Source organism: Aureimonas frigidaquae (genome assembly GCF_001463905.1).
Classification (GTDB): Bacteria; Pseudomonadota; Alphaproteobacteria; order Rhizobiales; family Rhizobiaceae; genus Aureimonas; species Aureimonas frigidaquae.
On the sequence record NZ_BBWR01000013.1, the window covers coordinates 48,343 to 59,692 of the forward strand.

Annotated in this window: 8 protein-coding genes and 1 tRNA gene; 8 read left to right on the plus strand and 1 reads right to left on the minus strand. The window is 58.1% G+C overall.

Annotated elements, in window-relative coordinates:
• The first annotated feature begins 289 nt into the window (after positions 1 to 289).
• The 8 genes from AUL30_RS19785 to AUL30_RS14335 all read left to right on the plus strand — a co-directional run bounded on the left by AUL30_RS19785 (position 290) and on the right by AUL30_RS14335 (position 10,479).
• The gene (locus AUL30_RS19785) at positions 290 to 433 is read left to right on the plus strand and encodes a hypothetical protein (protein ID WP_157070175.1); all 144 of its coding nucleotides are present in this window, start codon (positions 290 to 292) and stop codon (positions 431 to 433) included.
• On the plus strand, positions 430 to 1,977 hold the full coding sequence (locus tag AUL30_RS14310) for a recombinase family protein (RefSeq protein ID WP_062228584.1): 1,548 nt from the start codon (positions 430 to 432) through the stop codon (positions 1,975 to 1,977). Before AUL30_RS19785 ends, AUL30_RS14310 begins: the two co-directional genes overlap by 4 nt.
• Positions 1,978 to 2,159: 182 nt before the next feature.
• The gene (locus AUL30_RS14315; protein WP_062228585.1) at positions 2,160 to 2,333 is read left to right on the plus strand and encodes a type II toxin-antitoxin system prevent-host-death family antitoxin; all 174 of its coding nucleotides are present in this window, start codon (positions 2,160 to 2,162) and stop codon (positions 2,331 to 2,333) included.
• Complete coding sequence (locus AUL30_RS14320) at positions 2,333 to 4,342, plus strand: type I restriction-modification system subunit M (protein ID WP_062228586.1); 2,010 nt, start codon at positions 2,333 to 2,335, stop codon at positions 4,340 to 4,342. The genes AUL30_RS14315 and AUL30_RS14320 overlap by 1 nt, the downstream gene beginning before the upstream one ends.
• Positions 4,343 to 4,572: 230 nt before the next feature.
• Complete coding sequence (locus tag AUL30_RS14325; protein WP_202814513.1) at positions 4,573 to 5,505, plus strand: restriction endonuclease subunit S domain-containing protein; 933 nt, start codon at positions 4,573 to 4,575, stop codon at positions 5,503 to 5,505.
• Positions 5,502 to 6,824: an AAA family ATPase gene (locus AUL30_RS14330; RefSeq protein ID WP_062228588.1), complete on the plus strand. Its 1,323-nt coding sequence runs from the start codon at positions 5,502 to 5,504 to the stop codon at positions 6,822 to 6,824. The genes AUL30_RS14325 and AUL30_RS14330 overlap by 4 nt, the downstream gene beginning before the upstream one ends.
• Complete coding sequence (locus AUL30_RS19460; protein WP_083507950.1) at positions 6,821 to 7,441, plus strand: HNH endonuclease family protein; 621 nt, start codon at positions 6,821 to 6,823, stop codon at positions 7,439 to 7,441. The genes AUL30_RS14330 and AUL30_RS19460 overlap by 4 nt, the downstream gene beginning before the upstream one ends.
• A gap of 5 nt (positions 7,442 to 7,446) precedes the next feature.
• Positions 7,447 to 10,479, plus strand: coding sequence for a type I restriction endonuclease subunit R (locus tag AUL30_RS14335; RefSeq protein WP_062228589.1), 3,033 nt, complete (start codon positions 7,447 to 7,449; stop codon positions 10,477 to 10,479).
• A gap of 587 nt (positions 10,480 to 11,066) precedes the next feature.
• Here AUL30_RS14335 and AUL30_RS14340 read toward each other — a convergent pair.
• Positions 11,067 to 11,156 (minus strand) — tRNA-Ser (locus tag AUL30_RS14340).
• Positions 11,157 to 11,350 lie beyond the last annotated feature (194 nt).

Genomic DNA, 11,350 nt, shown 5'->3' on the forward strand with positions numbered 1-11,350 from the left:
ATGCTCAAAGGCTGCTACGGGAGCGCGTGGTGGGCATCGGCGAAAGTCCACGCATCCGCCGGAAGAAAGCGGCTTCGGTACATGCTTGCCTTTGGGAAGGGATCGGCGGCTTGCGAAAACCCGTCAATAACACGGTAAATCAGTATATTAGTCGCATTCTGTTGTTTCCATTTCCGGCCGCTCCAGCGATACGCTGCGGATGTCAAAACCTCCGCGTAAATCCCGATCCACCTCGCCCACGAACTCCAACCCTGCAGTCTCCAGCTCCAAGCGCCGCCCGAAACACGACGTGTCCACCTGGATCGTCACGGACGACTGGCCCGATGAGGTGCCGATCACCGAAGCTGAGATCGAGGTGTTCGAGCGCTACTTCGGCGATGTCTTCGATGAGATGTTCGGTTCCATCGATCCGATCGACCGGTCAAAGCCGTGACCGGCGTAGGGAGCAGCGCGGCCCAGCGGGTTGCGCTTTACCTGCGCGTCTCCACGACGCGGCAGGCACAGCACGACGTCTCTATCCCCGATCAGCGTCAGCAAGGCGAAGCCTGGTGCGCCGCGCATAGGCATCAGCTTGTCGACACCTTGGTCGATGCCGGGGTCTCCGCCACCAGCGATCGCCGACCCGAGTTCCAGCGTCTGATCGAAGCGGCAAGCGGACGGCCTGCGCCGTTCGACGTCATCCTCGTCCATTCTTTCAGTCGGTTCTTCCGCGACCATTTCGAGCTGGAGTTTTATATCCGCAAGCTGGCTCGCAATGGGGTGAAGCTGATCTCGATCACCCAGGCGGTAGGCGATGATCCGATGCATGTCATGATGCGCCGGGTGATGACCCTGTTCGACGAATATCAGTCACGCGAGAACGGCAAGCATACGCTCAGGGCCATGAAGGAGAACGCCCGGCAGGGTTTTTGGAACGGAGCGCTGCCGCCGATCGGATACCGCATCGTCGAAGCCGAAAAGCGCGGCGCCAAGGTCAAGAAGACATTGGCCATCGATCCCATGCACGCCGACACAGTGCGTATGATCTACCGGCTGGCGCTGTCGGGTGATGGAACCACCGGGCCAATGGGCGTCAAGGCGATCGTCGGATATCTCAACGACCGGCGAATCTTCACCCGCGACGGAGGACGCTGGGGCGTCGGCCAGATCCACGCGATACTGACCCGAACGACCTATGTGGGCGAGCATCGGTTCAACAGACGCGGTAAGGACAGGGTGCGCAATGCGGATGATGAGGTCATCACCGTCGCTGTGCCGACGTTGATCGATCAGGCAACGTTCGACGCCGTTCAGACGCTGTTGCGCGACCGTAACCCGAAGACACTTGTGCCGCATCTCATCAGCAGCCCGAACATGCTGACCGGCCTGCTGCACTGCGCGCAATGCAGCGGTCTCATGACCATGCGGACCGGTAAGGCCGGGCGCTATCGCTATTATGCCTGTCAGAAGGCGGCGCGCACGGACACCGCCCGGTGCACCGGCATCGCGATCCCGATCGATGCGCTCGACACGCTGGTCGCCCAGCACATGATAGGCCGGCTGCTGGAACGGAAGCGTATCGAGGCTATTTTGACGATGATCCTCCAACGTCGGCAGGCGCAAATAGCGCGGGACGGAGCTGGCCGGCTCGACGAACTGAACCGATGTGCCGAGGAGGCGATGCTTCGCCTACAACGGTTGCGCAAAGCGATTGAAATCGGTGCGCTCGACCTCGAAGACCCATCGTTGCAGGAGCGCTTGGCCTCCCTACGGTCATTACGAGCCCGAACGGCGGAGGAAATCGCGAGCCTTCAGGCCGAGCTCGACCGATCGGGCGCCGTGACGGTGTCAGCATCGATGCTGAGCGCGGTCATCGAGACGGCAGGTCAGCGCCTGCTGGAGCGAGGGGACGGCTTTCGCCGCGGATATGCCTCCGCCTTTGCCGGGCGGATCGTTGCCGAGGCGGACAAGGTGCGGGTTACGTGCACGCAGTCATGAAGGTTCCGCACTTCAGGCAGGTAACGGTAGTTCTGCGCTGGAATCCAATCTCCTGCTGGTGGCACTGAACGCCTGAAAGTCGACTCCCGCTTTGGCTCAATCAGAATGTCCGCAATGTCGGGCGAAATGCTCTTTTCTTTCAACCCATTGTGGCTAAAATAGCTCTAACTCTGGAGGGGCACATGCAGCACATGTCGGCGCGCGACGCTAAGAATGGCTTTGGTCGGCTGATTGATCTGGCTCGGGCAGCCCCTGTCTCCATAGACAAATACGGCAGACCTGTCGTGGTCGTGCTGTCGGTGGAGGAATATGAACGGCTTTCGGGCCAGGCCGAAAAGAACGGAACCAATGCCTGATGGCCACTCATACCAACCTTGCCAACCTGATCTGGGACATCGCCAATTTGCTGCGCGGCCCCTACCGACCGCCGCAGTATGAGCGAGTCATGTTGCCGTTGGTCGTCCTTCGCCGCTTCGATTGCGTCCTAGCGGATACGAAGGCAGCGGTCGTTGCCGAGGCCAAGCGCCGCGAAGGCAGCAAGATTAAAGGCGATGCGCTCGACAGCAAGTTAAACCAAGTGGCTGGCCATCGCTTTCATAATCGCTCAGAGCTCGATTTCAGAAGGCTTCTCGGGGACCCAGACAACCTCAATCGCCATTTGCAGACCTACATCGACAGTTTTTCCGCCAACGTCCGGAAGATCTTCGAGTATTTCGAATTCACGGCAGAGATTGAGCGGATGCACGAGGCAGGCATTCTGTTCCTGATCGTCAAGGAGTTCGCTGCGGTCGACCTCCACCCCAACGCAGTCAAGAATGAGCAGATGGGGCTGCTTTTCGAAAACCTGATCCGGCGCTTCAACGAATTGGCGAATGAAACGGCGGGCGACCATTTTACCCCGCGCGAAGTCATCACGCTGATGGTCGATCTGCTGTTCTACGATGATGACGACCTGTTCGTGAAGGAAGGGGCGGTCCGCACCATCCTTGATCCGGCGTGCGGCACGGGCGGAATGCTGGCCGAAGCGCAGGCCTATATGCGGCGGCACAACTCGCCGGCGAAGCTGTATGTCTATGGCCAGGATTACAACAAGCGCGCCTTCGCTACTGCCGCATCAGACATGCTGATGAAGCAGGTCGATCACAACGGGCACGGTGAAAACGTTCAGTTCGGCGATACGTTCACCGAAGACAAGTTCGCGGAAGAGGGAAAGAACCGTTTCGACTACTTCATCGCCAATCCGCCCTTTGGCGTGGACTGGAAAAAGCAGCAGAAGGAAATCGTGGCCGAGCATGAGCGCGGCAAGTCCGGCCGGTTCCATGCCGGCCTGCCGCGCGTGAACGATGGGTCATTGCTGTTCCTACAGCACATGATTTCGAAGTTCGAAGACTATACGCCAGCCAAGCAGAAGTACGGCTCCCGCGCAGCCATTGTCTTCAGTGGTTCGCCCCTGTTCACCGGCGGCGCCGGGGGCGGGGAAAGCAACATCCGCAAATGGATCATCGAAGCGGATATGCTGGAGGCGATCATCGCCCTGCCGGAACAGATGTTCTACAACACCGGCATTGGCACTTACATCTGGATCGTCACAAACCGGAAGGCGAAGGCTCGCAAAGGCAAGATCCAGCTTGTCGACGCGCGCGACACCTGGATCCCCATGCGCCGCAGTCAGGGCGACAAGAGGCGCAAGATCGGCGAAGGCCCAGCACTCCCCGGCGATGATCGTCCAGACGAACCGGACCAGATTGCCGACATCGTCCGCCGCTATGGCCAGTTTGCCCAAGGCGAGCAGTCCAAGATCTTCGACAACAATGATTTCGGCTATACCCGCGTCACGGTCGAGCGCCCCTTGCGGCTGAGTTATCAGATGACGGTGGAGGACAAGGCGCGCTTCCTCGATGCCGCGCCGCACCTGCTCGACGATATCCAGGCGATCGACAAGGAGCTTGGCCGCGAACCGCTGCTGGACTGGAATGCCGTGTCAAAGGTCATTGAGCGGATTCTGAAGCAGCTTGGATCGAAGTGGCGTGCGGCGGACCAAAAGCTGTTTCGCAGTGTGTTCACCACCAAGGACGCAAGCGCGGAAAAGGTGCGCAAGGGCAAAGGATTCGAACCCGATCCTGATCTGCGCGATTTCGAGAATGTTCCGCTCAAGGTCGATGTCGAAGCCTTCTTCGAACGCGAAGTACTGCCCCATGTGCCCGATGCCTGGATGGACCGGACAAAGGATAAGGTGGGCTATGAAATCAACTTCAACCGCCACTTCTACAAGTTCACCCCGCCTCGGTCGCTGGCGGTGATCGATGCTGAGCTGAAGGAGGCGGAAGAGGAAATCCTGCGCCTGCTTCGGGAGGTGACGGAGTGAGCGCGGTACAAACTCGCTTGAAGTACGTTACCCGCTTCGCATACGGTGAGGCCCTGCCAACTGACGAGGTGCAGGACGGTCCAATCCCAGTTTACGGATCTAATGGTAGATTCGCGAAATTTTCTCGCGCGAATACCGGGAGTCCGGCGATAATTGTTGGGCGGAAAGGCTCTTACGGCAAAGTTAACTGGAGTAATGAGGCTTGTTTCGCCTCGGACACCACCTTTGTTGTGGACGAGCGAACCACTTCGCACCACCTTCGCTGGCTCTACTGGCTGCTTCAGGCGCTCGATTTGGACAAGGGGTCTGACGAAGCTGCGGTGCCCGGTCTGAACCGAGACGACGCCTACGAGCGTGAAGTGCTGCTACCGGATTGTGAGACCCAGGAAGCGGTGGCTTCATTTCTGGACTTCGAAGTTCAAGCCGTCGACTCCCTGATTGAAGCCAAACAGAAGCTGCTGGACCTGCTGACCGAAAAGCGGCGGATGCTGGCGGCAGAGGCGGTCATGCGCGGGCTGGACCGCTCCGCGCCCTTGCGCTCTTCCGGAATCGACTGGCTCGGCGACATTCCGGCACGTTGGGAAATCGAGCGCTCCCGCTGGCTGTTTACCGAGCGCGATGAGCGTTCGGAAACCGGCGAAGAGGAAATGCTGACCGTCTCCCACATAACCGGCGTCACGCCCCGGTCCGAAAAAGACGTCAACATGTTCGAGGCGGAGACAACAGCGGGGTACAAGCTGTGTTTCACCGGCGATCTCGTCATAAACACGCTCTGGGCCTGGATGGGCGCGATGGGCACGGCCTCAGTCGATGGCATCGTCAGCCCGGCCTATAACGTCTACACTCCTTGCCCGCGCCTGCTACCCTCCTACGTCGATGCACTGGTCCGTATCCCTGTCTTCGCGCAGGAAGTGACGCGATATTCCAAGGGCGTCTGGTCATCCCGTCTGCGCCTGTACCCGGAAGGCTTCTTCGAAACTTTCTGGCCAGTGCCGCCGCTTGATGAACAAGAAGAGATCGTCGCCCACATCGCCGAGGAGCGCACCAAAATCGACAAGCTGGCAACCGCCACCGAGCGTTCCATCACCTTGCTGAAAGAACGCCGCAGCGCCCTGATCGCCGCCACCGTCACCGGCCAGATTGACATTCCGGAGGCCGCATGAAGCTTACGGGTCTGGCGCTATTCAACCTGCGGTCGTTCGAATTCGCAGAGTTCAAATTCAACCCTCAGTTCAACCTGATCGCCGGCATTAACGGTGCGGGCAAGAGCACCGTGCTAGACGCAATCCGTACTTGTGCGTCGCACATCCTTCCTGCGCTCAGAAAAGGCCCGTCGCGGCCATTCGGGTTCACGGTCGACGATATTCACGACGACTCACCCATCGCCGACGCTACTTTGCACTTCACGATCGATAACGAGCCTTGTCGCTTTTCTTTGCGCGAATGGCGGGAGCCGAGGGCATTCGACAATGCCGAGAACCTGGAAAAGCTTCGGCGAGAAATCCTGGAATCCGAACGCTTAGGCGATCGGCCTCGAAATCTGATTCGTGATCTGACGGAGACGCTGGATACACCCAGTCCAACGGTCTTCTATCCACCTGAGCAGCAGCTTCAGCGCTTGGCTGCATTGAGCGTTAGTGCTCCCCTCGTAATATATTTCTCTACGGCCCGCACCCAGTTGAGTGGCCGAAAAGAGAGCAGTTCGGCGGCAGCCCAGGGCTCCGGTGCGGCCTACGTGCGCGCATTGGGTGTCCGCGACCTAAGTGTCGTGCAACTCGCGGACTGGCTACGCGCGCAGCAGGCCTTGGCGGTTGAGCGGGACGTATCGCGGCGACTGGTGGCTGTTGTCGAAGAAGCCGTTCGCCGATTTCTGCCCGGCTTTGCGAATTTACGCCCAAGCAAGGTGGGGCCGTCCCAGTTGCTAATCGATCACGAAGGAACGACCCTCCATCTGAGGCAATTGTCCGACGGCGAGCGTAGCGTTCTGGTGCTGATGTTAGACATCGCCAAGCGATTGACACAGGCAAATCCGCGGCTGACCGACCCTCTCCCTGAAGCGGAAGCTGTAATTCTCATCGACGAGATCGATCTCCACCTGCACCCGGAATGGCAGCGGAAGATCGTTGGTGACCTCATGCGGACATTCCCCAACTGCCAGTTCATCGCCACAACGCATTCGCCGCAAGTGATTGGCGAAGTGCCCCACGAGCAAATTCAGATGATCGATGGCGATAACGTGTTCGTGCCGCCGCACTCTTTTGGCGTCGACTCCAGCAGGGTTCTTGAAGAGCTGATGGGCACGAAGCCAAGGAATGCCGGGGTTGATGACAAGCTGGCAACGATTGCCAAGCTCATTGGCGAGGAGAAGAAAGCGGAAGCGCGCAATGTCATCGACGCACTGGCAAAGGAGATTGGCGAGAGCGATCCCGAAATCATCCGCGCGCGCCTCCTGCTCGATTTCCTTGATGAGGGCAGCGAATGAGGGCAATCACGAAGGGCAATGAGCCCGCCTGCCTGACTCAGCATCGTGCAACAGCACACAGTTCTTATCAAAACTATGCGGGCAAAGATGCGCTGCGTGTTTCCCTTGTCACTGATCAGCGCGGCCTGTGCTGCTATTGTATGTCACGCATAGTAGCCGACCGCCAGAAGATGAAAATTGAGCATTGGCAAAGTCAATCGGACCCGGCGACCCAGCATTTGCAATTGACGTTCAGCAATCTGCTTGGTGCCTGCAAAGGCGGTGAGGGAGGAAGCTCTGACCAACAGCATTGCGATACGCGGAAGGGTAACCAATCCCTGATGTGGAACCCTGCGACACCGGCTCATGCTATAGAAGCGCGTATTCGATATCAGAACAACGGCGAAATCCGTTCTGATGACCCGCAGTTCGATAATGAATTGGACACCGTACTTGGTCTCAACATTTCAGTCCTCAAGAACAGTCGAAAGATCGCGCTCGAAGCGATGCTAAAATGGTGGCAAATGGCGAAGCCAAATAAGGCCCAACTAAAAGCAAAAATCGCAAGATACGATACTGGCGTCGGCGAGCTTGAACCATTCAGTCCAGTTGCAATCTGGTATCTGAAACGAAAGTAGGACGCATGACCCAGGCTAAGCCGGCCCGCCATACCGAAGAAGCGTTCGAGATCGTCGTCGAGGGCGTATTGCTGGCGAATGGCTATAGCTCCCTTCCATCGGACAGGTTTGACCGCGCGTCCGCCATCTTCCCCGACGCTGTGCTCGATTTCATCCGCACCGCCCAGCCGAAGGAATGGAAGGCGCTTGAGGCGCTCCACGGCGAGAAAACTGGCGCGCAAGTACTGGCAGACCTGGTCAAGTGGATCGATGTCAATGGCTCGCTTGCCACACTGCGGCACGGCTTCAAGTGCTATGGCAAGACCCTCCGCGTAGCCACATTCAAGGCGGCGCACGATCTGAACGCAGAGCTGGAGGCGCGATATACCGCCAACGTAGTCAGCGTCACGCGCCAGCTTCGCTACTCGCTGAGCAACGACAATGAGCTTGACCTGGTTCTGAGCGTCAACGGTATTCCAGTGATCTCGGTCGAGCTGAAAAACGCGATGACCGGATCAACAGTTGAGGATGCCATTTGCCAGTACCGCCGCGACCGCGATCCGCGCGAACCGATTTTCGAGTTCAAGCGGCGGATCCTCGCGCATTTCGCCGTAGACACCGATGCGGTCTTCATGACAACGCGATTGGCCGGTCCGGCCACGCACTTCCTGCCCTTCAATCGCGGGAACGATGGCGGCGCGGGCAATCCTCCTGACCCGAAGGGCCAGAGCTATCGCACGGCCTACCTGTGGGAAGAGGTGCTTCAGCGCGACAGCCTGCTCGATCTGCTGGCCCGGTTCATCCATTTGCAGGTTGAGGAAAAGCGCGATGACGCAGGTCGGAAGGTCAAGAAGGAAACCCTGATCTTTCCACGCTACCATCAGCTTGAAGCCGTGCGTGATCTGGTCGCGCGGGCGAAGTCCGAGGGCCCCGGCCACAATTATCTGATCGAGCATTCGGCGGGCAGCGGCAAGAGCAACACCATCGGCTGGCTCACGCACCGGCTTGCGTCGCTGCACGACAGCGCCAATGACCGCGTGTTCGAAAGCGTCATTGTCATCACCGATCGCGTGGTGCTCGACAAGCAGTTGCAGGACACGATCTACCAGTTCGAGCACAAGCACGGGGTCGTGCAGAAGATCGACGACAATTCCCGACAGCTGGCGGAGGCTCTCGAAAGCTCTGTGCCGATCATCATTACGACCTTGCAGAAGTTTCCGTTCGTCTCGCGCCAGCTGATCAGGCTGGCCGAAGACCGAGGGGACGATGGTGACGGGGTGCTCAAGACCCGAAATTTTGCGGTCATCATCGACGAGGCACATAGCTCACAGGGCGGTGAAGCGGCGACCGACCTGAAAGAAGTCCTCGGCGGCCAGCGGCTGCGTGAAGAGGCGCAGCGCTATATGGCCGAGAACGACAGCGTCGGCGAGGATGAGCTGTTCCGCAGCATGGCGAAGCGCGGTCGTCAGGCAAACATCAGCTTCTTCGCATTCACCGCGACGCCGAAGCACAAGACATTGGCGGTGTTTGGCAATGGCGGAAAACCAGCCCATCGCTACACCATGCGTCAGGCCATCGAGGAAGGCTTCATCCTCGATGTGCTGAAGCACTACACCACCTACGCCACCTATTTCCGGCTGTTGAAGGCAAGTGACGACGATCCGAATGTGGTCAGGAAAAAGGCGGCACTTGCGCTGGCGCGTTTCCTGAAGCTTCATCCTCACAATATCGCCCAGAAGACCGAGGTGATGGTCGAGCATTTCCATGCAGCCACCCAGCACAAGGTCGGCGGCCGCGCCAAAGCCATGGTCGTAACCGGCTCGCGGCTTGAAGCCGTACGGTACAAGCAGAGCTTTGACGCCTACATCAAGGCGAAGGGGTATGCGATCAAATCGCTTGTCGCATTCTCTGGTGCGGTGGCCGACGACAAGCTTCCCGATGTCACCTACACCGAGGAGGCAATGAACCTTAGCGTCCGTGAAAAGGAGCTGCCGGACGTCTTCGCCAAGTCCGAATATCAGGTTCTGCTAGTCGCAGAGAAATATCAGACCGGATTCGACCAGCCGCTTCTCCACACGATGTATGTGGACAGACGGCTGTCAGGCATCCAGGCCGTCCAGACGCTGTCGCGGTTGAATCGCACTCACCCTTTTAAGGAAGATACGTTCATTCTCGATTTCGTGAACGACCGAAATGAGATTCAGGAGGCCTTCAAGACCTATTATGAAGGCGCAGAAATCGGCGAGGAAGTCGATCCGAACCGAATGTATCAGATCAAAGGCGAACTGGATTCGAGCGGCATATACACCCTGAGCGATGTCGATATTTTTTCAGAGATATACTTCAAGCCAAAGCTGAAACAGAGCGCTGCCGACCACCAAAAAATGAATGCCATTATTGATCGGCCGGTGTCTAATTTCTCTGATCTTGCGAAAACGGATCCGGCAGAGGCCGAGGTATTGCGAGGAAAGGTCCTCGCATTTGGTAGCCTCTATAGCTTCCTGAGTCAGATAATCCCCTATCAGGATTCAGATCTGGAGAAGTTGTACGTCTTCCTGCGCCATCTGGCTTCGAAGCTGCCAAAGAAGGGCGGCAGCCCCTCATATCAGTTCGATGACGAGGTTAGGTTGGATTACTACCGCCTTCAGAAGGTAAGTGAGGGTTCAATCAGCCTGTCTGATGGCACTGCCAATAAACTCGACGGGCCATCTTCTGTTGGCTCGAAGGTCGCGCGTGAGGAAGAATTACCCCTTTCTCGGCTGATTGATGTCGTTAATGACCGCTTCGGCACTGATTTCAACAATGCCGACCAGCTGTTCTTCGATCAGATCGTTGAGGCCGCGATGGCGGACGCCAATTTGCGGCAAGCTGCCATTGCAAACCCAGGCGAAAAATTCGAACTGTTGTTTAAGAACCTGCTTGAAGCTCTGTTTGTTGAGCGCATGGATCAGAACGAAGAGATTTTTGCCCGGTTCATGAATGACAAAGCCTTCCAAGGCCTTGTCACGAACTGGCTTGCGACCGAGGCCTACTCCAAGTTGCGGAGATCATATGAATAGACGGAGGATCGCTTCATTGTGGCGGTTCGGTTGCTCCAGACAGCCACTCGCTAGCGAGCACCCGACACATGACCGGGAATCGGGCAGCCCTGAAGTCCTTTGTCGGCAGAAATGGCCCGTCTAGGAAAACAGGATCAGCGTGCCAGAGACCATGTCCATCCTTCTTTACCCATAGCCGCACTGATCCAGGGGACCACCTCACCGGGAGGCCCGCTGCAATACCACAGGAGCGAGTCGCCTTCTTCTCGCACCCACGCGACCAGTTCCGCAGCCTGGCGTGAGGTATAGGAAACGACCGCCCCACTTGCCGCGTGCCAACGAATTCCGGCGAGCGCAGACCAAAGCTCAACGCCACATGCACCGTCTGCTCTCACCTCTTCGCCAACGACGCGATCGATGGTGGCTTCGAATTCCTTGCTCGGTCGAAGTAGGCGCTAGCTGGGCATCCCCGCGAAATCGGCTTTATCGAGAAGGAGAAAATGAACCTCCCGCTGCTGCGGTCTATTTGATCAGGCGCTTAATTTTGTGCGGGAAACGGCGGCCAACGGCGGTGTTTGGCGTCTTAAATCGGGCCAAAACAAGAAGTATGGCGGAGGGAGGGGGATTCGAACCCCCGATACGGTCTCCCGTATACACACTTTCCAGGCGTGCGCCTTCAACCACTCGGCCACCCCTCCGTCGATTCGTCATTGCGGGCCGCGAGTGCCGCGCAGTGTGGTCAGCCATTCTGTGTGGGAAGGGACTGCCGAACCGGTCGCGCGGACTATAGCCAGAACGGGTTCGGGTTCAAGCCTCTTGATAGGGGCGGGCTTCAAGTTTTTTATGGGGGCGGTGCTTGCCTTCGGGGGCAGGGGGCGGTTGATGGTCGGGG